Genomic DNA, 20,781 nt, shown 5'->3' on the forward strand with positions numbered 1-20,781 from the left:
GCCGATCCGTATTTACGTTTTGCCGCCCGAAGTACCAGTCGCGCCGCCTCCCTGAATTTCTCATCGGGTGCAATGAATCCGCCCGATTTCATCCGCACCAGCATTACCCCCGTATTTTTCGCCAGTTCTTCGGCCTTCTTGGTGGAAATACCGAACTGCGCCGCCAGCGTAGTTACCGGGGTCATACCGGGGGGGATCTCTCCTCCCTGGCTATCAGTAAGTGATTTGATCTGCGCCTCAAGGTGCAAGACCTTCTCCACCAGCACATCAACGCGACTAGTCAGTTCGTTAAATTTGACGTTGCTGATCATGCCTTGCCTCCTTTGTTACGCTGGGTACGTACATAATCCGCAGAATCACTACTCTGATTAAGCGCTTGGGCCATTCTTGGGAGGTGACGCAATACATGGCTTACAAGAACCAGGTCACGCCGGGCATCTTCATCTGCATAATCTTCTGCATTAGTTGCGTCTAGCGCCAGATTGCCAATCAGGGTGAGCGCACTACTGATGGCAAATGCGCCAGCAGCATATAAGTCGCTGGATTCAGCCAAATCCTGATCAGTGAAGTTTTTAAAATCAGGAGTGCTCTTAACAAGCTGATGATAGATATCACGCATGGCTCACCACCGTAGGGAGTTGAATTTCACTCCCCATCATTGACCAGATAGTTGCGCGTTCTGAATCGCTCCAGGTGGACCATGTGAATGAGAAAGGACTTTCTGTTCTAATTTTTGCGGCAAAAGTTAGATGCCATTCAGGAAAGGTAGCTCGAGCGGCCTCCTCCGAATCAGCATCACATCTTAAAACTACAGGAGAGCATTCGGGCCGTAGCTCAGGGGTCGCTAAGAACAACCATGTAAATTTGGGGTGAGTTTGGGTATGCTGTGTTCCAGCCATAGTCGTTACTCCAGTTAACGGTTTGGTTAGAGGCCCGGTTGGTGTTAGCGCACCGCCGGGCTTCGATAATTTCATGGTTGCACAATGTTAATTCGGTACGTACCATGTGATTTCTAGCCTAACCCAGTGGTACGTACCGATGCAAGACAAAAATACAAAAGCAGCTTTTGAACGTTCCGGCAGCACCAAGAAAAATATTCGTTTCGAGGACGATTTGCTTGAACAGATCAATGCAGCTGCTGGAACAGGAAACTTTAGTTCTTGGGTTAAAGAGGCATGCAGGGAAAAGTTACAACGATTAAAGAGCACAAGGAAATGATAATTTAAAGTAAACCGCTATCATACGATAGCGGTTTCTATTAGTGAATTGGCGGGATGAATATCTGTATCTCTTTCTCCCACAGGCCGTGTCCCTTAACATCCAAAGAAACGAAGATAGGAATTCTATTTTTTTCACTTATCTCGCCAAGTATTTTTACATCATAGACTTTTTGTATGCATTTTAAAGGAGTCTTCATTCCTTCATCATCAATAATAATTGATGCAGCCTTAATAATTTCCAGTTTGAAAATTTTATTTAGCCACAACGTGTTTTTATATAGGTGATAATACTCACCTAATCTAACGCCAAGCTTGGGATGTCTTTGAATTTCGCCCTTACTTGTTGACAAATAGACGTATAACAATTGTGGTAGTCTTTCCAGACCACCAATCATTTTAAGATTGCCATTAAAAATCCCTAAATCACCAGTTTCATCAAGGGCAATATCGAGACCAATTTTATCAACTGATATACGCTCTGTTCTCAATGAAATAGCACATTTCAAGAACAAGTGCCCATCTTCAAAAAAAACAACAGGCGGTTGAACTAAATTTCGACCATCACTAAAAGACTCACAAATTATTATTTTTTCATCTAAAGGTAAGTCAGAGAAGTCGCTTATAAAATCCAATAATTCAAATTTATCTCCCCTTATATATTCTTTTACCTCAATAGTCCAACAGTCAACATTAAACTCTTTAAAATCCCCTATAACTATCAAATTATTCCCAATCATAAAAAGGTCATTTGACATATCATTGATAGGCAATTTATATAATTGACTTTGAACCTTTTCCTCATGTTTTCTCTTCATATCCCTTAGGAGTTCAGGGGTGAATTTTTTCTCATCTCTGTCAATTAACGTAGCATGTGATTGACACAACCAGATCCCATTTTTAATATCGGATCGTTCTTCGCTTGACATATTTAAATCGTATCGTTTTCCACCAGGTGCCGCTGCGCAAATATGTGCAGCAACACCAATGCTAGTTACCGCCGATGATGACTCGTCACTTGGTCCACAAGTAATAGCTTCACAGTCAGGGTAGGAGCAGCGAAAGTTAGCTCTTGCTGCCAATGCACTTTTGGTTTTTGTAGAAAAGTCGTCGCGTCCTTCTTTGTTACTCATTATTCACCTTTATGGTTTTGTGATTTATAAAGGCCACTCCCCCTTAATCCATGCCTGAATCTCAGAGAGTCTATAAGCCACCGCCGTAGATCCGATTTTGATTCGCTTGGGGAACTTACCCTCCTTTTCAAGCTTCCAGCGAGTGCTGTTCGCCAATGTGGTTAGCTCCCGACACTCTTTCTCACGGATCATGCGATCGATGCTAGGAATGTACTCCAGACCATTTTTATCAACAACTGCCATTTTTTTCATGTTAACCAGCCTTTTGTTTGAGGATTGTCACTTTTGTTTCTGCACCTGAGATGCTGTTCAGGTATGTTGTCCAGAGATCCAGAGCATCAAGTTTTTTAGCCATGAACTTACTTCGATTGTAAACACCTGCCACACCTGGTAGCGCATGGCCTAACAACTGTTCTACAACATGAAATTCCACACCGAGATCGCTCAGATGGGTTGAAAGCGTTCTCCTGAGGTCATGAAGTGACCATTGTTTTTCATGGCCCAGACGTTTACCGATTTTACCGCCAATTTTGCTCACACTTTCCCTGATGCGCAGGCTACCTAATACATAGCCACTACGGTTAGTTTCTTCGTGAACGTCCGTTATCCATTGCCGCAGTACTTCAGGAACTGGCCTGACAATTTCCACACCAGTTTTGGAATGCTCTTTTGGTACAGTCCAAACCCAGCTATCGCGATCCCACTCTTTCCATTCTGATAACCGGGCTTCACTCATACGGCATCCGAAAACCGTACACAGTACAAACATTTTCCTGGTGTATTCGGACATCAACTTGATATCAGGCTCAACAAAGATGAATTTCCAGAGCTGCCCTATCTCCGACTCACTTAGGACCCGATCCCTCTTACCTGCAATTTTTCCGACATCACTCATTCGCAAGTCCTTTAGTGCATCACATGTCGCGTACTGGCGAACCCGGCAAAAACGAAGAGCTAATTTTGTGTCTGAAAAAACATACGCAGCCATGACTGGTGCATTACGTTTAATCCGGTCAAAACAATCCAGCCATTCATAGAGGTGAGTGTCGTTTACAGGTAAGTGGCCAATATAGGGAAAGATATGCTTACGAAAGCGTCCCAGCGTCACTGCATGGGTTTTACGACGAACCTTGCAAAAATTTTCGTACCAGTAATTAAGTGCATCCTCCACAGTGACCGGCTTTAATCGTTCTTCAGACTGAATCTTTATCTGGATACGAGGATCGCGTTTGTTTGCCAGCCATGCCCGACACTCGTCCCGCTTTTCCCTAGCTTGTTTTAACGACATATCAGGATATTTACCAAGCGTTAACCAGACAGGAGCCGTCAGACCACCAGCTAACCTGTAGAAGAAAACAAAACTCACGGCCCCCTTCTTACTCACACGAACGGAAAGCCCCTTCCCATCCGCAACAGTGATCTGCTTTTCTCTGTGTTTACCCAGATAACCTTTAAGCGTTTTGTCGCTCAGTTTGTTCTCGCTCGCCATTTTAGCCCCCAAAAAGCAATACAAGTTGCAATACAGAGGTGATTGCAACGCACAGATAACGAGGAAAATCCAGTGAAAGCGCCAGAAAAACTTATTCTTTATAATCAAAAGATTAAGTGTAAAAACCAGCAACTGCACGATAGCCTCAGAAAGCTATGCTAAGTGCTTCGGTTTCACATAACCCGGCGTGAATTCGGAAGTGTTACCGCCGCGTGAGCGGATCACATTGCCGGAGACAATCGGCGACACATACAGCGCCATATTCACCAGGCCGGGGATCTGAGAAAGGTAAACTTTTTCGGTGGAAAACGGATAGCTTTCACGAAAGAAGATACGCAGAAACAGCGGATCGAATTTGAATTTTTTCTCGGTAACCGCCAGCAACTGGGCAGTGGTATACATAGACATAGTTTTTTCCCGTAGAAAAAAGGCCGCTCATGCGGCCTTTATGGATGGAGATAACTGGCTGGTTAAGGGGTCACACAATACTGATGGAGGTACCGGCGAAGGCGTTGCGTCTGACGTTATCGGTTGCCGCAGCAGCAGGCCACAACACATCTTCAATCCGGAAAGAGCCCGTTTTAAAGAACGTCAGTTGATCACTGTTCTGATCGGCGTCAATCGCGAGAATGCCTGTCGCTGTGCCAGCGGCAGCACCGTCCCAGACAACCAGCTTTCCGGCAGCGGGATCAAGCATCAGCGGCGTCATCGCCGGAACACTGTCCGTTAAGGCACCGGGTGCGGATGCGGTATGTGCCGGGTCACTGTTACCCAGCGGCTGATAATGCTTAAATTCTTCGTTTGGCATTGGAACCTCTTATACAGGTGTGTTCATCAGGTCATCGGTATCAGATGCCTGGCTGGCGGCACTGACAGCACCAGGCGCGGTGTCCATCAGGCGATCAAGTGCGGTATCCGTTCTGACCTGCGCGCTCGCTGGCGCTGCGGCGAGGATCAGTTGCGCATTTTCAACCGTCATACCCGGTGTTGCCGCGAGCACCCGCGCCTGCGATTCGCGGCCCTTCGCCTCTTCACAGTTCAGGATCCCCATGATTCGGCTGTTTTCGGCATTTACCGCCGCTGAAACCTGCGCGCTGATATCGGCTGATGCAGTATTTACCGTCGCGACAGGCGTCGCAGCGTCGACAGTGACTCCGGCTGACGCGTCCGCTACAGGCTGAGTTGTTTCAGCGGATGCAGTGTTAGTTTTCATATTTCCTCCGAGGGTTATTTTCTTTCGTTTATCAAGTGCATCGCGCATCGCACTGAGCGCGTCGGTGTTATTGACGAGTTCGTTTGCGATTCCGTTCTCTATGGATTCCTGTCCGGTGAAAACCGCCGCTTCGGTATCCAGTACCGCCTGAACGGTCAGGCCGGTGTACCCGGCCACCTTCTCGGCAAACATCTGTCGGGTGGCATCAATACGTGCCTGAAAATCAGCACGCACATCCTTCGGCAACTTTTCGTAAGGGTTTCCGTCGACCTTGTGATCGCCGCTGTAGATGAGCGTGACTTCGACGCCGCTGGTCTTGAGTGCAGCACCGTAGTTGCTGTGCGCCATCATGACGCCGATCGAACCGGTTCTGGCGGTCTGGGTAACAAGACGACGAGATGCCGCGCTGGCGATAAGCTGCCCGGCGCTACAGTTCATGTCGTTCGCCAGCGCCCAGACCGGTTTGATATCCCGCAGACGGGCAATAATGTCAGCGCAGTCAAAAGCACCGGATACCATGCCACCAGGTGTATCCATATCCAGAAGAATGCCGTCCACTCCGGGATCACTGACAGCCTGTTGCAAGCGGGCAATAATGCCGTTGTAACCCGTCATACCTGAATACGGTTGCAGCGAACGGGTTTTACTCACCAGCGTGCCGGAAACCGGCAAAACCGCGATACCGTCGATCACCTGGTAACTGCGTGACGGGCGCGGCCCCATCTCTTCATCGTCACCAAACAGCGCAAGAGGTTCAACAATCTGTTCACCGCTGAGAGTGACGCCGGAAACGGTATCTGTCAGACGGGTGATGCCCAACTGGCCCGCCAGCGCGCAAAAGAAAACCCGCGCATAGGCGGGTTCAAGTAGCAGCGGCTCATTAAAAGCTAGGCTGGCAATATGCGGGAGATTACGCAGCTCGGGCGTCATCTTTCTCCTCCTTAGTGGAATTTTCTAACCCGGACTGGAAGGCAACAGCAGCCCATGAAGGCGGTTTAAGCCCGGCGGCGCGGCGCTCCATCGTTTCGCGAACCTGCTGCGCGAAAATTTCCTGATAATCTTCACCGCGTTTGGCGCACTCTTTTTCATAAGTACTGAGGCCCGCTTCGATCAGCATGACCGCTTCCTGAACCTCTTTCAGTCCGTCAATAGCCATACGCCCGGAACCAATCCAGTCGCAGTTTCCCCAGGCGCTTCGCGCTTCCTGAAAGCTGAACCTCGCCCGGGAAGGCAATGTCACAACCCGACGGATAATTGCCTCCTCCAGCCAGCAGAGAAACATCATGCACGCCTGACGGGACGCCACGAATTTCCGGCGCCCCATAAAAAACGCCCATGATTCATTGGCGCTGGCGCGGGCGGTGGAGTAACTCATCTGGGAGTAATTCCGGGACAGTTGTTCAAACGAAACGCCAAGCCCGGCAGAGATATACCTCAACAGCGACTGTTCGAAGACCGAATAGCCATTATCCGCGTTCGGTGGCGACTGGAGATTCAGGGAATCACCCGGCATAAGGTGCGGTACTTTAGCCCCACCCAGGCGAACCGGCGCCGCAGAGTAGTACGACGCCATTTCCGCCAGCCAGCCCGTGAATTTGTTCTGCTGCTCTTTATTATCAGCGCCGAGAATAAAATCCATCGCGGTCTGGGTATCGAGTTCGCTCTCGATAGTGGCGGCATACATTGCCTTCACGATAGCGCTCTGCAACTGTGTGTTCTGCAACGTATCGAGCATCTTCATTTGCTCCATGACGCTGTAAAACTGGTTGGCGCCGCGGGTCTGACCGTCCTCAAGCGGTTCAAAAATGTGAATAAATGAAGTGCGCCCACCAGCCAGTTCACGCGGGATATACGTCCATTTCTGCGGCATCCAGCCAGGATAACCATCATCGCTGACGTAATACCCCACCGCTGCCCCGGTGTTGTTCACCGCCACACCGGCGCGACAGTTTCGCGTGTCGCCCGTGTTATTCGGGTTACTGATACGCTTCGGACTGACCATTTTGAACTGTGTACGGAAAAGGCGTCCGGGGCTGCTGTCCCACGCGGGCTGCACACACAATTCACCATTAAAGGAGTGCATTGCCACGCCTTCACGGATAATCATCGTGAAAGTGCGTTTGCGCTCCGCATCGATAAAGCAGTTGTCGTCTTCGGCAAACTCTTTCCACGCGGCTTCCACCTCGCGGGAGAAAGCCCGGGCATCCTCTTCAGAAATGCCAAGAAAACGCCAGCTCGGACGGTGGCTCAGGCGAAAGAATGAGCCGACGATATGATCCTGGTGCAGTTGTATCGCATTTGCGGCATAGCCGTTATTCCTGACCAGATCTTCTGCGCGGGCGTTACCGCGCGCAAAATTGGGAAGTAACGCCGCATCAGGGCTTTCGCTCTGTGGTTGCCACCCCCTGAGTTGCCCACCAAATCCATGACCACCGCCGTGATAACCGGCGTATTCCCGTAACGACGTCCTGCCGTCCGGCCCCAAAAGTGCAGGTGTTTTCATACGTAAAATCCTGCCGGCCCCCGGCGACGTTGAGTGATACCGACCTGAACCTCCAGATCAGCTATGTATTTTTTAAGGTCGCTCACCGAAGTCACCGTAAACTCCACCCGGCGACCGTCCTTTTGTACCGTCGCCACCCGCTTTCCCGTCATCAGGTCATGCAGTGCGGCGCGGGCGCTGTCGAGATCGGATTGTGACGCCATTACTCATCTCCAGATAATGCCCTGGCGTAATCTGCCACGGTCTTTTTCGGTTTACGCGCCCCTTCTTCCTCCAGCAGGCTTGCCAGAAGAGAATCAAGGTTCAACTGCCAGCGGGAAATACTGATCCGCAGTGCCGCCAGCGCATACACAAAGCAGTCGAGTGCCTCATTGCGGCGTTTTTTGCTGTCCCAGACTATTTTCTTCCGCCCGTCCACCCATTTCTCAACCTGTTCCTCGGCGGTCAGTTGCTGTGCCTCAGTCAGATCGTAAATATCTGGATTGTTGGGGAAGTGAACGGCCCCCGGCAACGGTTCATCACCTTCGGCTACCAGGGTGAAACGGTTGTAAATCTGCTCTTTTGCGGTATCAGTACCGACTTCAGTCAGATAGACACCGTTCTTGTTGCGCTTGCGCGGCATATTCGCGACGGGCTTACCGTAAACGGATGCCCCTTTTATCGGGATCACGCGGAACAGACCATGCTTTTTCGAGCGGTTGTAGACAATGGTGGGATCAATACCGCCAATATCCCAGCAGATACGGGATATCGACATTTCAACGCCATTCTGTCGGGGATATGTTTTGTTGAGCACCTCATCAACCCTGAGAAGCGTCGCCTCATCATCATGACGGCCCATTATGATCTGCCGGTCAATGAGCCAACTTTCTTCGCCAGGTCCCCATCCCCAGACGCGCATTTCGTATCGGTCAAGCTGGGAGTCGATCCCGGCGGTCAGATAGGCAACCCGATCAGGGACTGAGGCTTCAAAGTGTTCCTTACGCTCAGCCATCACATCCGCGTCAGGCCGTTCACCTATTTTCGGCTCCCACGTTTCACCCAGCGTTGTATTCACGAAGGTTTTGCGCTTTCCGGTATCCCCCTTCGTTTTGATCCAGTCCTTGACGATCTGTACCCAGGTAGTGAACGGGCTGTATGCCGTCCAGATGTGAAACGTCACGCTGTCCGGCGGGTCAATTTCTGCGCCTGTTGACGAAAACCAGGATAAACCGTCCCGCGTCCAGATCCCTGTGGTATCACAGATGTACCTGGCCTCAGTAAAGTCCAGTTCCTGCTGCTTAATCACGCAGGCGTTATGTTCGCAAAGGTAAAAAACACTGGCCGGTTCGCCGGGCGTCCACTTCAGCCCGAATGGCGTTTCTTTATCACCAAACTTGAGATATTGCTCCTCACCGCAGTGCGGGCAGGCAACGTGGAAACGCATGAAGTGTTCTGACTCTTTTGCCGCCCGCTCAATCTGGCATGTTCCTTTCTCTTTGGGCGTGGATCCGCGGATTGATTTGGGCCACACCGATCCCTCAATACGCTTATCACCGAGAAAGGTCGGAGATCCCTCTTTTTCAATATCGTCGTCGAACGCCGCGAGTTCATCGTATCCGGCAATATCCACCGATTTTTCACGGTAGTTTTTTGCCGCCTTTCCGCCCAGGCACCAGAAGCCGCGACCGTTAGAAAAACGCTTCATACTGAGCGTGTTGTCACGGTGCTTTTTGCCGTACCACGGTGCCAGTGAAAGCAGTGAAGGAATATCCCGGATAGTCGGCTCAACATGCGACTTCATGAAGTTTTCAGCGTCGCCGTCGGTAGGAAGCCAGATCAGGGAGTTTCGCTGTTTGTGCTCAATAAAATATGCATAAACCCCGAGCAACATTTTTGAATAGCCAACACGGGCAGATTTAACGACGTTCACCTCGCGGATATAGTCGTTTCCCATCGCATTCATGATCGCGCGCTGAAAAGGCAATGTTTCCCAGCGCCCTTCCTGATAAGCAGATTCTTTCGGGAGATAATAATGGGTGTCTGCCCACTCAACTGCCGTCTGCGGCTCTGGCCTGTACAGAGAATGAAGCCCCGCGCGCGCAGAGTGCTGCAGCCCCTTAACCTGACTGTTCGATATATTCACTCAGCAACCCCGGTATGATTTCATCCAGCGCAGCTGCTTTGTTCATGGCTTTGATGATGTCCTTTTTGAGGAAATCAATATGTCGGTTTTCCAGTTCCGGAAAACGCCGCTGAACCGACAGAGGGATCCCATCGAGAATACTGGCTATTTCACCGGCGATCCGTGACAGCACGAACGTGCAGAATGCAGTCTCCACCACCTCAGCGGTATCTTTGGCATTTTTTAGCTCCTGGGCGTCAGCCTGTGCTCGGGTAAGCCGGTGCCGCTCATATTCAATTGTGCCTGGCTGGAGGTCGGATTCCGAAGCAATGCGAAGATCCTCTACCTCTTTCCGTAATTTCTCATTCTCAATCTCAGCGTCGCGCGCGGAATACCACTCGATAGCGGCGGCTGAGTCATAGAGTACTTCGTTACCTTTTCCACCACCGCGTGCAACCGGCATCCCCTGATCCTGCCAGTTCTGGATCGTGCGCACACTGACACCGAAGATGTCAGAAAGCCGCTTTTTGTTGACCTCCATAGCTCACTCCGTGCGCAAAAACAGAGAACGGAAACGATCTCGGGTTTTTTACCCATTTTTCTGGCTTAACGTTTCCTTTCTTTTGATGGGGTGTTTTCTTTTAAAACAATGGATTAGCGAGAAGAAGAACGGAAACGGCAAAAACCCGAAAATTTTCATAAATAGCGAGAATCTGCGCGGACGCCGCCCCGTAACAGACCAGATCGCCAGAAAGGACCCACAAAAACAAAGCAAACAAAATGTGATGAAGTTCAAGCTGAATCACTTACTCAACTTCAAATGCCGAAATAAAAAAGCATCATCTCTTGAGAAAGATGATGCTTTTATTAGAACTGGCCGTCGATGACGATTAGATTAAATTAATTTTTATGTCATAGCTTTCCAGTCCAGTCATTTTTTCCCGAGCAGTAAACTGGATATCAGCAACTTCTTTACCTGTCTTTTTTTTGAGCTCAGTTATTTTTTTAGTAATGAAATCAGAAATATCCGCTTCAGTTTTTCTTTTTAACTCTTCGATTTTCATCATGCACCTCTTCTGGTCTGTATTGGCATCTATGCCCGGCAGATCCCATGATTCATGTGATAACTTGAACAACCATTGGTATCTATAAACGATAAGTTGGAAAGTTTCAATAATCAAGGGGTTAGTGCATATTGTTTATACTAATTTCGCTCAATAATCAAACAACCATTCACTACTTTAGCCACATTCATAAAGGTATGAACAGTAATCATTTAAAGAGTTTTGATGCTGCTTCAAGAATTTCTTCAGAAGTAACATCCCGGTCTGAGGCAACATAAACAATCTTATGATCTCCGGTTATAGACGGAAAACCTGCAGACATTACTTGTAGATGTGCTTTTTCCCCATTAGGGTACTCGCGCATTATTGTAGTAATACCCTTCATTACTGATACTACTACAGCGGATTCTGAATTAAAAAACACTATCACTTTTTTCATAATTCTCCCGTGTACACCCTGTCAATAAGAACCGCATAAAAAAGGCCCCATAAGGGGCCTGATTTTTATTTTCTGAAATCTAATGGAGACTGACCAGAACGAATGTACATTGCAATATTATCGAATGTAATCATTGTAGTTTTGCAAAAAATACATTTCGCGCCGAAAGGATTGCTATCTGTGACATCAAAAGATGATGTTCTGTACTGAGACCCATGGCAACAAGGGCATCTGAAGTGAATATTATTAGTAATAACAGTTTCCTTAAAGGGCTACGACATTAACTGCCGAGGGACCTTTAGGGCCCTGTTCAACACCAAACTCGACTTCCTGATTCTCATTCAGCGTCTTAAAATCGTTACTTTGGATAGCAGAAAAATGTACAAATACATCCTTACTACCATCTTTTGGAGTGATAAAACCAAACCCTTTTTCAGGATTGAACCATTTAACTAAACCAGTCATTTTGTTAGACATAATCATTACCTTTTTTGAGTAAGCCCTTGGGCAGAATGGTCCGAAAAAAATTATCAGAGAGAAAAAGCCGACAAGGAAATCTCAATAGGAACAAATAATAAAATTATTACAGTGACTGCTTCAGATAAATTTGTAACAAACCAGAGCCCCATTAACGCATGATTAACACTACATAGCAAGATATAGTTTTGTAAGGCAGTAACACTCTGCTACTGCACATGTTTTTATGTTAATTGACGAATTTTATTTTGATTCATCCCTCTGCAATACACTTTTAGTTTGCCTTAAGGATTCATATGTACGTTGACAAGTCACTCCTGCAATGTAGCGTTCGTCAGCGATTGCAGCATAACGTTTAGCTTCTGCTGCAATATCTCCGAGCATGTCGGCGAGCATTCCGGCGTCGGCTCTGGCTGTTTTGCTTCTGACGGCAGCGGCAAGATCTGCGGTGTGCTTTGCGGCGTCCAGGCGGGTGGCAAGTTTTGTTGCTTCGGTGCGCAGCTTGTTAACAGTGGCAGACAGGCCAGCAGCAGTGGCAGCAGCTTTGGCGGCTTGTGCTTGTGCATCTTTTACAGCCTCATCACGGGCAATTATGCGCCCTTGTTCAATCATGCGGGCGGCGGTCTGCGCGTTCACTGTCTGTGACGACTCAGCGCTGTCGCGTTCTGCCCACTTCTTTTCCCAACCCCGATCACTCCAGACATTTCCGGCAATGAATAAGGCGGCCACCAGCAACATCATCACCAGTGGTTTCCAGTATTTCTCCAGGATGCCCATCATGACAGGAACACATCACGCTCAGCCTTGCGGCGATTCGTGAGCCCCGGCATAACTTTTCCACCAGCTTTATTCCAGCGCAGAAACTCATCTGCAGCGCCTTTGATATCGCCAGCGTTCAATTTCTTCAACAGTGTGGATGTTGATAGCGCACTCGAGCCAACGTTGTAAGCGAACGATACCAGCGCATCAAACTGGCCTTGTGTCAGTTTCACTCTGACCAGTTTCAGCACATCGTTTTCATAACTCACCAGCCCCGTTTTCAGCAGCCGATCAGCAGTGGTCTGGTCGATAGTCATTCCAGGCTTTACTGGCTTGCCATCTACCGGGTAGGTCCAGCCGTAGCCAATCGTCCACGGTGCGCCGCCTGTTCCCGGATCTGGATAGGCGGACAGCCGGCAACCTTCGAATTTTTTTATCAGCGCAATGCCGTCAGGACTGGTTTGCATCGTCAACTCCCGCCTTTTTGGCTGCGAATTTTTTAATCAGGTTGCCGATCGAATCGGTGCCGATGTATCCAATAAAGACGCTGGCAATGTATGCGAGGTTGCTACTCAATCCGGAGAAGTCGAGCAGGTCACGAATAAACCAGGCGATCATCGCGCACATCAGCGCATCAATTAGCGTCTTCATCTTGGCGCCACCGTTATAGCGACCACGCAGGTACGCCATAATAAAAGCCAGCATTGCACCAATACCCTGCTCCTTAGCGGCAAGTAGTGCAGCGATGAAATCTTGTTTGTATGGCATTTTCATAGGCCTCACCTCCGATAGTTCGGATGGCGCTTTGTGGTTTGGAATAAATCAGGCTATCGGGCTCTTATGCAGAAGAGAGGGATTGAAGTGATACCCGAAATCTGAAATAAAAAAACCTCACCAAGGTGAGGTTTAGTGTTTCATTTGCAAAACTGAAAACTTTATACTTTAAAAATAATCTTGAACATTTTTACACCCCATCTTTTGGTGTGTAATTCCGCTGTTCTCTCTCAATCTCTTCTTCGATTTGCGATACTGTTTTACGAGAGCGCACTCCGATTCGAGCTTGTGCAGTAGGCTCTGCTGTAAAGTGTTTTTCAAAATCCAGTTTAACCCGATTTGCTTCAGCACACATACGGATATATCCGCGGAGCATATTTTCTTTAAATGTATACCACCCTCTACGTTTTCCATCAAAAGCAGGTACAACAACTTCCCCAAAATCTGTGGATTTAAAATTCCTTAATATTCTAGAAAAAGCGTCATCCCCCAAAAGCGGAATCTCTTCCTTTTTTCTCCATGACACTTGGTCTATCACACTGCAATAGGATGCTTTTACATCCCAAATAGTTCTTTGCAAGTCTCTTGAGTCCGCAACCGCCCATAAAATATAAGAATAATGGCGATCACGGGCTAATGTAGCTTTTTCGTACGGCCCTCTAAGCGATTGCGCTACTGACGTTACAGCTTCATTCAGACCATCTAGATACAGACTATTAGTAATGGTCTTTAAATCTCTCTCGTAGGCCAAAACAAGCATCTTTTCACAAATGAGATGCACATAATGGGGATAACCATCACTAATGCCGGCAATACGAATCCTTAAATCTTCAGGCACAACTAGACCAAACTCACTAAATGCCCTGTCTATAATTGCAAAGCAACCGGAATAATGTAGAGGATCAAGCTTAAGTTCATGTATTTGCCGTGAACTTGAAGCATGCCCCATAAGTAACTCATCATATGATTCTGCAATGCCAGTGAAGATAAATTTTACATTAGACCGCTTATCCCCTAGTTGCTTCAATAAGGTTCCAAATTTCTCCCTTTCTTTAGCATTTTCAATTCGATCAAACTCATCAATTATTATAAAAGGTTTATCTGAATGAATTTTTTGCAGATACTCCAGAGCAAATACAGCTGATGATGTATCAACTATTTTTATTTCTTGAGGAGCCGATGTCCCTTTCTTGTCAAATTTTATTCCTGTTCCGCCGACTCCGAGACTAACAGACACACTCCACTCACTTTTATACGCACCAGTAGCACCAGCTTCACGTAGCGCATCTGCTACTATGGATTCCATAGTCGTGCTTTCATCACAGCTTAAAAGAATAGGATCAGTCTGTTCTTGAAGATCAAAAGCAATGGAATGAGCAAGGGATGATTTACCTACACCTCTGTGACCAAAAATGAAACTATGTCTTCCCGGGGCATAGAGAGCCTGTTTCATAGCTTCGTACTGACGATCTCTACCAAACAAAAATTCAGAAGCATCAATTGGCTGCGATGGTCGAACGACCTGATACAACCGAGTATAGAAATCGTCATTACTCAAAGCTGAAAACGACATATTTTATCCCCCTAATTTTTTTAACTCATTATGAGTCATGAACAAGAGGGATGAAAGCATCTGCTGTTGATGAAAACTCAGTTTCCTAGGGACACCACGCAGAAGAGCCAAAAGATTGACATTCGACGATATGACAGGGGTACTGATGCAATGCACCTCGCGAATACCCCTGTCGTATCGCCGGAAAGCAAAAGCCCCGACTGGCGGGGCTCTCGTCATAATCAAATTGTCGCTTCTCATCGCTGCCATCGTGGCGCAGCTCTGCCAAGCATGAATGGATTATCTAACTTTCTGGGTAGAATTCAATGAACATAACTAAAAATAGCACTAAAAGACAAAAACGCTTTCTAATCATCCAGAAGCTTCCGGGCTGACAGATAAACCTTCGCTCTGAAAATCTGCAGACACCATTTAACACGCTCCCTCGCCTTTTCAGGGGTTAACCACGGCGCAATTATCCGCAACTCTCTTGTAATATCAGATATTTTTTTTCGCGTGGTGTAATACTGAAGACCGACGACATATACCGGATCATTGACATCAAGCGCCATCAACACGGATTGCTCTACAAAATCAATATCATCATTATGCAGAGCTTCATCGATTACGCTGGTGGCTGGCTGTGGCCACAGAATGGTATGAGCGCGATTCAGTGCCTGCTGCCCCTTCAATCCCTCACTGCGAGCCTGGTTCAGCGCAGCCGTAAAACGCTCCAGCGCTTTATCCGACCAACGTCCTCCCCTCAGTACATTCCAGCATTCATGTCCCCTGGGCATTCGTGGGGCAGTTCCCCCGCTTACACCTTCTCCCCATATCGTTAACAGTGATTTAATCCATGCCGACTGAATCCCCGTAAGGAGAGTACATTTCCCCAGCCAGCTTTTGCGTGGCGCTATCGCTGCCTTTTCAAGAGCTGCGCGGTGTGAACGTTTTTGACGTGGCGTCATGGTTTTTTCTCCTTTATGCCAGCACGCCAAGCGCGAACGCCCGGTCCAGCACATTTTTCAACATTTCAAGCTGAGAACCGTATTTACGTTCAAACTTGACCGGGTCGTTATGCAGTTCTGTGTGATGTTTGCGGCACAGCGGAAGTGTAAAACTGTCATGGGCTTTTGTTCCCATTCCTCCCTGCCCGTGCCCGATAAGATGATGGGGATCGTCTGATGGCATTCCGCAGCATTCGCACGGCTGGGTTTTCACCCACCGGAGATATTCAGGCTTTACCCAGCGAATACGCTTTGGCCGTTTCATTTGGGTTTGCGGAGATTCCGGATCAACGTTCAGCCTCACAACAGGATTTGTCGCCGGCATTACTGGAATAAAGTCACCCGGCATCAATTCCAGTCGTTTTTCCAGAATGCTGGTGGCAGGAACCGAGGGGACGATGTCGCTATCTTTATAAACTGACCGCAACGGTTCGTTCGGCAGTGCCAGAGCGCGGCTGGCAACCCCTTCCGGTATCGCAGCAGCGACGCCGGAATACACTGCCCACCAGCACAGTTCTGCAAGTGAAAGCTCTCTGTCTTTCCCACACCTTAGTGCCGCTAATACGTTATCAATGACCCACTCGATCAGGTTCTTGCATGCCAGTGCCGAAAGTTGCTCCGTCGTCTGCTCCCGCAACTGGTTATCACAATGCCAGCAGACACGTATTGCCCCTGGCTCATGTCGCATATTGACCAACTCTCTATGGTGATATTCTGAATGTATCCACTGACAATGACTCACCCGGCGGCGTAACCATTCCTCCAGCGCCGTAATTCCTCCAGCAGCGCGGATCACACGTTCATCAGTAAAAAAAGGCACCAGACTGCCATCTTCCGCCAGCGGCTGGCTGGCATCAGGGATTTTCCCAGACGGCCAGCGTGTCATATACTCTGGAGGCTTTTCTATCAGCACCCGACCATGATGAAACATACCGAGTAACTCACTGCCCGGTTTCAGCATTATCAGCCCCATTTCGCGAACAATTACGGGTTTGAGCAGTGCGCGCATTCAATAATCTCCCGGATGACTATTTGCCCCTTTTCTCCCCATACTTTTGTGACGCGCCCATCCCACACGCGGCTATCGTCATCAAATATCGCGTCGAGTAACGCCTTTTCGAGATTGTCCTTGTCTGGTTTCTCCTGGTGCGGTTTCCCGCACATTTCGGCGCGGCGCTTCTTGCTCCAACTGGCGGGCATGGGAAGTATGAATTTGACGTGATAACCTGACTCAGGTAGTGAGACATGGTTCAGCCTGACTTCATCGCAGAACGCACGATAGCGAAGCACTGGCGGACGCTTCTGCCACTTATCCCGCTGAGTCATTCTGGGTTCACCGAGTGGTGTAATGTCGTAGACGTGCACAATCACCCCCACATCCGCGAACGATACGTTTTTTTAGTGTGAGCCGGGCCGGAGTTTTCAGTCAGTAATGCACTGACAATCCAAAAACACGGATCAGAGTCGAGGCTTCTCTCTGTTTTAATGCCCTTTGCCCGGTAACGTGCCACCAGCTCGTCGGCCTGCTCAGTGGTCAGCCCGTAATGAGTGAACCAGCTCCGTTTCATGCCACCTCCCTAACAGGGGGCAACAGAAATACGCTGGCGCTGGGTAACGTCAGTGAGGATTGTATTTTGAAGTGGTTTTGCGCCATCGTTTTCTCCGTGGCGCAGCAGGTATAGGTTGTTCAGGCCTATGAAGGAAGTGTATCAGATTTCCGGGAAACGCGATAACCAGCTTTTTCCAGCATTTCAGTAAACAAGGTTGGCGTTCCTATAATTTCATCCTCCTGAAGCGGCATAAACGACACAACACCGCCGCGCCGGTACATCAGGGCGCGTTCGCATTCAGGAAATGAATGAAGTCTCGCAACAATAACTCCATCATGACATCTAATCACTGCATAGCCTTTTTTTGGTAATTCTTCTTTTTTTGTCACCTTTCGACCCCTCCAGATAAACAGGGTAATAACGCTTCTGACATTAATAGAACCAGTCGTCAGCGCTTTCCCATGTCTCCTGCAGGATGCTTTCGATGTTTTTTTTATCGTCTTTATTTCCACCGAAAACGCTCAGGCTGTCTAAACCAGTACGACGAATTACCAGACTGCAATTTTCGTACTGATTGTTAAGGCGCTTGAGTAACTCTTTCTCCAGTACTGACAGAGCTCCCTTTGGAAATTCTTTAGTGCGATCAATGGTTAATTCAACTTTCACAATAGCCTCCATTGCATATACTGTACTTTTATACAGTATACCTATGAGAGAAAATGATCAACGGTTTAAGAGCACAAATTGTTAATAACATGTCAGGAAGTAAAACTACAACCCTCCGTAGCGGGTTGTAATGCATGGTGTTTTTAGGCAGCAATTTCTTTCGTCTGGCAAAGCTCGGGTAATTTGGCGCGCACCAGTGCCTGATTTTTCAAGGTCATCTACAAGATAACTAGCAAGCAAAAAATAGAATAATGCTTGCTGAAAAATTGTTCTCAAACGATAATTACTTCATCAATTATCCAAGGAGTCCATTATGTCCATTGAAGACGAATCCCCACAATCGAAGGGTGGAAAAGCTCGTGCAGAAAAAATGACTGCAGATGAACGTAAAGAAGTTGCCCAGTTTGCGGCCAACAAGCGCTGGCAAAGGATCAAAACTAACCTTCCATCTACCCAGCTTGAAGGTGTTCTAAAAATCAATGATACTGAACTGGAGGTAGCTGTACTCAACAATGGGAAGCGAATAATATCTCAATCATCCGTTTTTAAAGCATTAGGGCGGCCAAGTCGAGGCGTGAGAGCCACGCTTGATGGTGAGATCATACTACCTGCGTTTATGGATGCCGCTAACCTTGTTCCATATATTAATCAAGATCTTATGGAGGTGATCAAACGAGAGCGATATTTAGACAATTCAGGATCTGAACTTGAGGGTTATGATGCTTCAATACTTCCTCTGGTATGCGATGTTTACTTAAAAGCCAGACAGGATGGTGCGCTTAAAGCAAACCAGATGGATACAGCTCAAAAAGCAGAAATCCTAGTCCGTTCACTTGCAAAAGTTGGTATTATCGCCCTAGTTGATGAGGCGACAGGCTATCAAGAAATTCGCCCCAAAGATGCTTTACAGGCCTATTTAGACAAAATAATCAGTAAGGAACTTTCTGCCTGGGCTAAAAAATTTCCTGATGAGTTTTACGAAAATATATACAAGCTGAAAAATTGGCCTTGGGCTGGTATGAGCAAGAATCGGTTTAGCGTAGTTGCCCATTACACCAGGGATCTTGTGTATGAGCGTCTCGGCGACTCTATTCTTCAGGAGCTTGAGAAAAAAACACCAAGGCAAATGAATGGCCAGCGAAAAAACAAAATGCATCAATGGCTTACTGATGATGTCGGCAACCCTATGCTATCCCAGCACTTGCATTCTTTAATTATGGTTCAGCGATTAGCCATTGCCAATGGGTATGGATGGAACAGGTTTATTAAAATGGTTGATCAAGTCATGCCACGCAAGGGCGGGACTTTTGAGCTTGAACTTAACGATACTTCACTTGATTAATTCTTCCAATATTAACGCCCAAACTGTCATACACATTGGGCGTTAATGTACCCCTTAATAATCTTAACATTTATTTGATTAAGCATGATTTCAGATCTGATTAAAGAATGTTTCTTCCATCTGCACAGAATATGTTCTTTGTCACCGGTATTTTCTCCTACCACATCTGGTTGATATGGTGTTGCAGGCGCTACAGGTGGTGATACAAGAGATCACCGGCGTTCTCAACCTGAGAAAAACCATCTATTCCCCAGCCATTCAAACTGTTTCCCAACCACTACCATTTCGACCTTATGTCGCCTTCCTGCTGACACACAATTCAGGTAATAAATAACCCGCACAAGGCGGGATCGTAAAAGTAACTTGAAATTATTTATAAGTAAAACTATACCTCATTAATTTCATATATTCTTCGTTTGTTTTTTTACATTCACCTTTGTCTTTTAACGCCTTTACGAAGCAGCTTGCTTCTGAATATCCGATACTTGTAGCATTAAGCAGCATAATCTTAATAGACTTCTCACAAAGCTCTTGTGCTTCATGGTTTGCCGGATTGAAACATGTAGATTCAGTCATTCGTTTAAAATCTATTACATCAGAGTTGCTGTCCGCAAAAACAGAACAAGTGACTACCAAAAGTAACGGACTCAAAAATTTCATTTATTCTCTTCCTTTTTATAAACAGGGTTATTCGCTTTTAGTAACTCAAAGCTGTTCCCTCGATAGTATCTGACTCATTACATAGAATACACGCGCAGGTGTTCTGGTTGCTCTCTCGCTACCTGCTCGGCGATAACCAGTATGTTCAGGCGCTAGCGGCGAGGTCGGCACTAACCTTGTCGCGTTATTCTTGCGGTAGCTTTGCAATGTTCCCAGTCGTCATACATCTCCTTTCTTCCTTCTGCGTGGGACGGAGTATGCAGTTTTGGCGAATGAGTTTTTCACAACAAACCCCGGCTGGACATAGCGTGCAAATATTTCCATATTCCCTTGGATTGCACTCCCAGGAATGGACTTTCTTTCGATATCGACCTTCCAACGTTTAAGCAGCACCTTAGCCTGTTTTTCTGTTAGTGGGATATTCCGTTCCTTTGCAACAGCTATTAGCTGCTTCACCGTTGGAAGCTTTAAATGGTCTGGGTTTGTCATTTCGAATTTGCAAGAACCAACTGTTGAGAGCCATGATTATATCATAGCCCTCTTACCATGTTTTAGTACTTGGCTAGCGTCAACTTAACTGCTGGATCTCATCGGTTTATCCTGCTGAGGCGCTTTCCTTCTTACCGATTCCAGCAGCGACTGTGCTGATTGGCTTGATACTTTCCAGGAGCAACCGGCGGCGCATGTTTGGCGCGCCCCAGCGGTAACCAGTCTTTTTGTCGTAGGATTCACAACGCCCGACAACCCAGGAATTTTCAGTGGAATGCAGCTTCAGCCGTTTTTTCCCGTCGCGCGTTATGACGATCCCTGTGTGCGTTTTGATAGTTTTCAC

30 protein-coding genes and 2 pseudogenes are annotated in these 20,781 nt (G+C 47.4%); 2 read left to right on the forward strand and 30 right to left on the reverse strand.

Annotation, left to right across the window (positions count from 1 at the left end; translation table 11 throughout):
* From AOY24_RS22135 to AOY24_RS24335, 3 genes are all read right to left on the reverse strand, one after another.
* Window positions 1–311, reverse strand: a 311-nt coding sequence (locus tag AOY24_RS22135) for a hypothetical protein (protein WP_054177290.1), incomplete at its 3' end; no start/stop codon positions are given.
* Entirely contained in the window at window positions 308–619 is a 312-nt protein-coding gene (locus tag AOY24_RS22140; protein ID WP_054177289.1) for a hypothetical protein, read from the reverse strand. The genes AOY24_RS22135 and AOY24_RS22140, both read right to left, overlap by 4 nt.
* Complete coding sequence (locus AOY24_RS24335) at window positions 612–974, reverse strand: host cell division inhibitor Icd-like protein (protein WP_369815302.1); 363 nt, start codon at window positions 972–974, stop codon at window positions 612–614. The genes AOY24_RS22140 and AOY24_RS24335 overlap by 8 nt, the downstream gene beginning before the upstream one ends.
* 64 nt (window positions 975–1,038) lie before the next feature.
* On the opposite strand from AOY24_RS24335, the gene AOY24_RS22145 reads away from it, so the two are divergent.
* The gene (locus AOY24_RS22145; RefSeq protein ID WP_054177382.1) at window positions 1,039–1,218 is read left to right on the forward strand and encodes a YlcI/YnfO family protein; all 180 of its coding nucleotides are present in this window, start codon (window positions 1,039–1,041) and stop codon (window positions 1,216–1,218) included.
* A 40-nt stretch (window positions 1,219–1,258) separates the two neighbouring features.
* Here the strand turns inward: AOY24_RS22145 and AOY24_RS22150 are convergent, their stop codons facing one another.
* The 24 genes and pseudogenes from AOY24_RS22150 to AOY24_RS22255 form a co-directional block, all read right to left on the reverse strand.
* The gene (locus AOY24_RS22150) at window positions 1,259–2,350 is read right to left on the reverse strand and encodes a hypothetical protein (RefSeq protein WP_152967226.1); all 1,092 of its coding nucleotides are present in this window, start codon (window positions 2,348–2,350) and stop codon (window positions 1,259–1,261) included.
* Window positions 2,351–2,374: 24 nt separating this feature from the next.
* A complete protein-coding gene (locus AOY24_RS22155; RefSeq protein WP_054177384.1) occupies window positions 2,375–2,602 on the reverse strand; it encodes an AlpA family transcriptional regulator in 228 nt (75 codons plus the stop codon).
* A 1-nt stretch (window position 2,603) separates the two neighbouring features.
* Window positions 2,604–3,839, reverse strand: a complete 1,236-nt coding sequence (locus AOY24_RS22160) for a site-specific integrase (RefSeq protein ID WP_054177405.1) — start codon at window positions 3,837–3,839, stop codon at window positions 2,604–2,606.
* Window positions 3,840–4,001: 162 nt separating this feature from the next.
* Window positions 4,002–4,247: pseudogene (locus tag AOY24_RS22165) on the reverse strand (major capsid protein); the annotation flags it as partial.
* Window positions 4,248–4,317: 70 nt separating this feature from the next.
* The gene (locus tag AOY24_RS22170; protein ID WP_046401846.1) at window positions 4,318–4,647 is read right to left on the reverse strand and encodes a head decoration protein; all 330 of its coding nucleotides are present in this window, start codon (window positions 4,645–4,647) and stop codon (window positions 4,318–4,320) included.
* Between the two features lie 9 nt (window positions 4,648–4,656).
* On the reverse strand, window positions 4,657–5,982 hold the full coding sequence (locus tag AOY24_RS22175; protein WP_054177386.1) for a S49 family peptidase: 1,326 nt from the start codon (window positions 5,980–5,982) through the stop codon (window positions 4,657–4,659).
* Window positions 5,963–7,555: a phage portal protein gene (locus AOY24_RS22180; protein WP_054177387.1), complete on the reverse strand. Its 1,593-nt coding sequence runs from the start codon at window positions 7,553–7,555 to the stop codon at window positions 5,963–5,965. Before AOY24_RS22180 ends, AOY24_RS22175 begins: the two co-directional genes overlap by 20 nt.
* Window positions 7,552–7,758 carry a phage head-tail joining protein gene (locus AOY24_RS22185; protein ID WP_043001120.1) on the reverse strand — a complete coding sequence of 69 codons (207 nt, stop codon included), beginning with the start codon at window positions 7,756–7,758 and terminating at the stop codon, window positions 7,552–7,554. Before AOY24_RS22185 ends, AOY24_RS22180 begins: the two co-directional genes overlap by 4 nt.
* Window positions 7,758–9,680, reverse strand: coding sequence for a phage terminase large subunit family protein (locus AOY24_RS22190; protein ID WP_054177388.1), 1,923 nt, complete (start codon window positions 9,678–9,680; stop codon window positions 7,758–7,760). Before AOY24_RS22190 ends, AOY24_RS22185 begins: the two co-directional genes overlap by 1 nt.
* Window positions 9,655–10,200 carry a terminase small subunit gene (locus AOY24_RS22195; protein WP_043001122.1) on the reverse strand — a complete coding sequence of 182 codons (546 nt, stop codon included), beginning with the start codon at window positions 10,198–10,200 and terminating at the stop codon, window positions 9,655–9,657. Before AOY24_RS22195 ends, AOY24_RS22190 begins: the two co-directional genes overlap by 26 nt.
* A gap of 349 nt (window positions 10,201–10,549) precedes the next feature.
* Complete coding sequence (locus AOY24_RS24340) at window positions 10,550–10,723, reverse strand: GnsA/GnsB family addiction module toxin (RefSeq protein ID WP_043001969.1); 174 nt, start codon at window positions 10,721–10,723, stop codon at window positions 10,550–10,552.
* A 208-nt stretch (window positions 10,724–10,931) separates the two neighbouring features.
* Window positions 10,932–11,162, reverse strand: a complete 231-nt coding sequence (locus AOY24_RS22205; protein WP_043001123.1) for a hypothetical protein — start codon at window positions 11,160–11,162, stop codon at window positions 10,932–10,934.
* A 65-nt stretch (window positions 11,163–11,227) separates the two neighbouring features.
* On the reverse strand, window positions 11,228–11,416 hold the full coding sequence (locus tag AOY24_RS25475; RefSeq protein ID WP_071887719.1) for a cold-shock protein: 189 nt from the start codon (window positions 11,414–11,416) through the stop codon (window positions 11,228–11,230).
* Between the two features lie 10 nt (window positions 11,417–11,426).
* A complete protein-coding gene (locus AOY24_RS22210) occupies window positions 11,427–11,639 on the reverse strand; it encodes a cold shock domain-containing protein (RefSeq protein ID WP_042319517.1) in 213 nt (70 codons plus the stop codon).
* Between the two features lie 243 nt (window positions 11,640–11,882).
* Entirely contained in the window at window positions 11,883–12,419 is a 537-nt protein-coding gene (locus tag AOY24_RS22215; protein WP_046401841.1) for a DUF2514 domain-containing protein, read from the reverse strand.
* Window positions 12,416–12,865, reverse strand: a complete 450-nt coding sequence (locus AOY24_RS22220) for a lysozyme (RefSeq protein ID WP_046401840.1) — start codon at window positions 12,863–12,865, stop codon at window positions 12,416–12,418. Before AOY24_RS22220 ends, AOY24_RS22215 begins: the two co-directional genes overlap by 4 nt.
* Window positions 12,849–13,172, reverse strand: coding sequence for a phage holin, lambda family (locus tag AOY24_RS22225; protein ID WP_046401839.1), 324 nt, complete (start codon window positions 13,170–13,172; stop codon window positions 12,849–12,851). Before AOY24_RS22225 ends, AOY24_RS22220 begins: the two co-directional genes overlap by 17 nt.
* 190 nt (window positions 13,173–13,362) lie before the next feature.
* The gene (locus AOY24_RS22230) at window positions 13,363–14,745 is read right to left on the reverse strand and encodes an AAA family ATPase (RefSeq protein WP_054177390.1); all 1,383 of its coding nucleotides are present in this window, start codon (window positions 14,743–14,745) and stop codon (window positions 13,363–13,365) included.
* Between the two features lie 347 nt (window positions 14,746–15,092).
* Complete coding sequence (locus AOY24_RS22235) at window positions 15,093–15,692, reverse strand: hypothetical protein (RefSeq protein ID WP_054177391.1); 600 nt, start codon at window positions 15,690–15,692, stop codon at window positions 15,093–15,095.
* Window positions 15,693–15,705: 13 nt separating this feature from the next.
* Entirely contained in the window at window positions 15,706–16,740 is a 1,035-nt protein-coding gene (locus tag AOY24_RS22240) for a DUF968 domain-containing protein (protein WP_054177392.1), read from the reverse strand.
* Complete coding sequence (locus AOY24_RS22245; RefSeq protein ID WP_200906173.1) at window positions 16,716–17,057, reverse strand: RusA family crossover junction endodeoxyribonuclease; 342 nt, start codon at window positions 17,055–17,057, stop codon at window positions 16,716–16,718. The genes AOY24_RS22240 and AOY24_RS22245 overlap by 25 nt, the downstream gene beginning before the upstream one ends.
* A gap of 41 nt (window positions 17,058–17,098) precedes the next feature.
* Window positions 17,099–17,299 carry a hypothetical protein gene (locus AOY24_RS22250; protein WP_054177393.1) on the reverse strand — a complete coding sequence of 67 codons (201 nt, stop codon included), beginning with the start codon at window positions 17,297–17,299 and terminating at the stop codon, window positions 17,099–17,101.
* A gap of 125 nt (window positions 17,300–17,424) precedes the next feature.
* Complete coding sequence (locus AOY24_RS24350; protein WP_043001133.1) at window positions 17,425–17,670, reverse strand: hypothetical protein; 246 nt, start codon at window positions 17,668–17,670, stop codon at window positions 17,425–17,427.
* A gap of 43 nt (window positions 17,671–17,713) precedes the next feature.
* A complete protein-coding gene (locus AOY24_RS22255; protein ID WP_054177394.1) occupies window positions 17,714–17,947 on the reverse strand; it encodes a DinI-like family protein in 234 nt (77 codons plus the stop codon).
* A gap of 313 nt (window positions 17,948–18,260) precedes the next feature.
* Between AOY24_RS22255 and AOY24_RS22260 the strand changes: the two genes are divergently transcribed.
* Window positions 18,261–19,289 (forward strand): P63C domain-containing protein, encoded by a 1,029-nt coding sequence (locus tag AOY24_RS22260; RefSeq protein ID WP_046402086.1) that lies wholly within the window; start codon window positions 18,261–18,263, stop codon window positions 19,287–19,289.
* A gap of 369 nt (window positions 19,290–19,658) precedes the next feature.
* Here the strand turns inward: AOY24_RS22260 and AOY24_RS22265 are convergent, their stop codons facing one another.
* From AOY24_RS22265 to AOY24_RS22275, 3 genes and pseudogenes are all read right to left on the reverse strand, one after another.
* A complete protein-coding gene (locus tag AOY24_RS22265; protein ID WP_054177395.1) occupies window positions 19,659–19,949 on the reverse strand; it encodes a hypothetical protein in 291 nt (96 codons plus the stop codon).
* Window positions 19,946–20,172, reverse strand: a pseudogene (locus tag AOY24_RS25480) (DNA polymerase III subunit theta). The gene AOY24_RS22265 and the pseudogene AOY24_RS25480 overlap by 4 nt, the downstream one beginning before the upstream one ends.
* 372 nt (window positions 20,173–20,544) lie before the next feature.
* Window positions 20,545–20,781: a hypothetical protein gene (locus AOY24_RS22275; protein WP_054177397.1), complete on the reverse strand. Its 237-nt coding sequence runs from the start codon at window positions 20,779–20,781 to the stop codon at window positions 20,545–20,547.

It is taken from the genome of Citrobacter sp. CtB7.12 (assembly GCF_001297795.1).
Classification (GTDB): domain Bacteria; phylum Pseudomonadota; class Gammaproteobacteria; order Enterobacterales; family Enterobacteriaceae; genus Citrobacter_A; species Citrobacter_A amalonaticus.

Excerpts from the sequence above, each read along its gene's own strand:
- AOY24_RS22140 (WP_054177289.1), bottom strand. The coding sequence starts at position 619 with ATGCGTGATATCTATCATCAGCTTGTTAAGAGCACTCCTGATTTTAAA.
- AOY24_RS24335 (WP_369815302.1), bottom strand. The coding sequence starts at position 974 with ATGAAATTATCGAAGCCCGGCGGTGCGCTAACACCAACCGGGCCTCTA.
- AOY24_RS22145 (WP_054177382.1), top strand. The coding sequence starts at position 1,039 with ATGCAAGACAAAAATACAAAAGCAGCTTTTGAACGTTCCGGCAGCACC.
- AOY24_RS22150 (WP_152967226.1), bottom strand. The coding sequence starts at position 2,350 with ATGAGTAACAAAGAAGGACGCGACGACTTTTCTACAAAAACCAAAAGT.
- AOY24_RS22155 (WP_054177384.1), bottom strand. The coding sequence starts at position 2,602 with ATGAAAAAAATGGCAGTTGTTGATAAAAATGGTCTGGAGTACATTCCT.
- AOY24_RS22160 (WP_054177405.1), bottom strand. The coding sequence starts at position 3,839 with ATGGCGAGCGAGAACAAACTGAGCGACAAAACGCTTAAAGGTTATCTG.
- AOY24_RS22170 (WP_046401846.1), bottom strand. The coding sequence starts at position 4,647 with ATGCCAAACGAAGAATTTAAGCATTATCAGCCGCTGGGTAACAGTGAC.
- AOY24_RS22175 (WP_054177386.1), bottom strand. The coding sequence starts at position 5,982 with ATGACGCCCGAGCTGCGTAATCTCCCGCATATTGCCAGCCTAGCTTTT.
- AOY24_RS22180 (WP_054177387.1), bottom strand. The coding sequence starts at position 7,555 with ATGAAAACACCTGCACTTTTGGGGCCGGACGGCAGGACGTCGTTACGG.
- AOY24_RS22185 (WP_043001120.1), bottom strand. The coding sequence starts at position 7,758 with ATGGCGTCACAATCCGATCTCGACAGCGCCCGCGCCGCACTGCATGAC.
- AOY24_RS22195 (WP_043001122.1), bottom strand. The coding sequence starts at position 10,200 with ATGGAGGTCAACAAAAAGCGGCTTTCTGACATCTTCGGTGTCAGTGTG.
- AOY24_RS24340 (WP_043001969.1), bottom strand. The coding sequence starts at position 10,723 with ATGAAAATCGAAGAGTTAAAAAGAAAAACTGAAGCGGATATTTCTGAT.
- AOY24_RS22205 (WP_043001123.1), bottom strand. The coding sequence starts at position 11,162 with ATGAAAAAAGTGATAGTGTTTTTTAATTCAGAATCCGCTGTAGTAGTA.
- AOY24_RS22210 (WP_042319517.1), bottom strand. The coding sequence starts at position 11,639 with ATGTCTAACAAAATGACTGGTTTAGTTAAATGGTTCAATCCTGAAAAA.
- AOY24_RS22215 (WP_046401841.1), bottom strand. The coding sequence starts at position 12,419 with ATGATGGGCATCCTGGAGAAATACTGGAAACCACTGGTGATGATGTTG.
- AOY24_RS22220 (WP_046401840.1), bottom strand. The coding sequence starts at position 12,865 with ATGCAAACCAGTCCTGACGGCATTGCGCTGATAAAAAAATTCGAAGGT.
- AOY24_RS22225 (WP_046401839.1), bottom strand. The coding sequence starts at position 13,172 with ATGAAAATGCCATACAAACAAGATTTCATCGCTGCACTACTTGCCGCT.
- AOY24_RS22230 (WP_054177390.1), bottom strand. The coding sequence starts at position 14,745 with ATGTCGTTTTCAGCTTTGAGTAATGACGATTTCTATACTCGGTTGTAT.
- AOY24_RS22235 (WP_054177391.1), bottom strand. The coding sequence starts at position 15,692 with ATGACGCCACGTCAAAAACGTTCACACCGCGCAGCTCTTGAAAAGGCA.
- AOY24_RS22240 (WP_054177392.1), bottom strand. The coding sequence starts at position 16,740 with ATGCGCGCACTGCTCAAACCCGTAATTGTTCGCGAAATGGGGCTGATA.
- AOY24_RS22245 (WP_200906173.1), bottom strand. The coding sequence starts at position 17,057 with ATGACTCAGCGGGATAAGTGGCAGAAGCGTCCGCCAGTGCTTCGCTAT.
- AOY24_RS22250 (WP_054177393.1), bottom strand. The coding sequence starts at position 17,299 with ATGAAACGGAGCTGGTTCACTCATTACGGGCTGACCACTGAGCAGGCC.
- AOY24_RS22260 (WP_046402086.1), top strand. The coding sequence starts at position 18,261 with ATGTCCATTGAAGACGAATCCCCACAATCGAAGGGTGGAAAAGCTCGT.
- AOY24_RS22265 (WP_054177395.1), bottom strand. The coding sequence starts at position 19,949 with ATGAAATTTTTGAGTCCGTTACTTTTGGTAGTCACTTGTTCTGTTTTT.